Origin of the sequence: Myroides sp. LoEW2-1, assembly GCF_009767705.1 — a bacterium.
GTDB classification, from domain to species: Bacteria; Bacteroidota; Bacteroidia; order Flavobacteriales; family Flavobacteriaceae; genus Flavobacterium; species Flavobacterium album_A.
This window is the reverse complement of sequence record NZ_WSPP01000367.1, coordinates 1-774: the sequence shown is the minus strand read 5'-3', so window position 1 is coordinate 774 and position 774 is coordinate 1. Positions and strand designations below refer to the sequence as shown.

Sequence of the window (774 nt, the reverse complement as noted above, 5' to 3'; positions counted from 1 at the left end):
AGTGAGAAAGTTTGTAATGTATTGAAATAGTTGAGTTATTTTGCGGGTACAAATAAAATTAGACTATACATGATGCAAAAGACATTGAATATCCAAGATCAGCCCTTTCAACTTTCACTTTTAGATGAGGGTGATCAATATCCATACGAGTTGCTATTATTGGCAGATGAAACAAAGGAAGCTATCGATAAATATTTATTTCACTGTGATGTTTATATTTTGACCCGTGAACGTAAAGTATATGCGGTCTTTTGTCTATTTAAAGAATCGGATAATGTCGTAGAGCTTAAAAATATTGCTGTAGACGAATCTTTACAGGGAAAAGGTGTTGGTAGTATCCTTATTAAAGAAATTATCTCTATTGTCAAAAAAAGCAATGTAAAGACTTTGATTGTTGGGACAGCAGATTGTGGAGATGCACAAATACGTTTTTACGAGCGAAATGGCTTTGTTAAGTATGGTGTTCGAAAGAATTTTTTTATTGAAAATTATACTTTGCCTATTGTTGAAAATGGGGTTCAATTAGTTGATATGGTCATGTTGAAAATGGAGTTATAAAGGATACTACTGCTCAACGATCTTCTTGGAGTAGAATTAGATCTCTTTGCTCAATTAAAAGATTGTCTGAAATTTATACTTAGTTCCCAACTTTTGCTCCTGATCCAACTTTTGTAGGATCAATCTCAAAAGTTGTGTGTGAATTAAAAACTACAGATCTTTGTAATAATAAATAATAACCGTGGAAAACTATATTGAGTTTGTAAAAATGATTTT

At 31.5% G+C, this 774-nt stretch carries 1 protein-coding gene; it reads left to right on the top strand.

Annotation, left to right across the window (positions count from 1 at the left end; all coding sequences use genetic code 11):
- The first annotated feature begins 69 nt into the window (after positions 1–69).
- The gene (locus GOQ24_RS16035; RefSeq protein ID WP_243731299.1) at positions 70–558 is read left to right on the top strand and encodes a GNAT family N-acetyltransferase; all 489 of its coding nucleotides are present in this window, start codon (positions 70–72) and stop codon (positions 556–558) included.
- Positions 559–774: the final 216 nt, after the last annotated feature.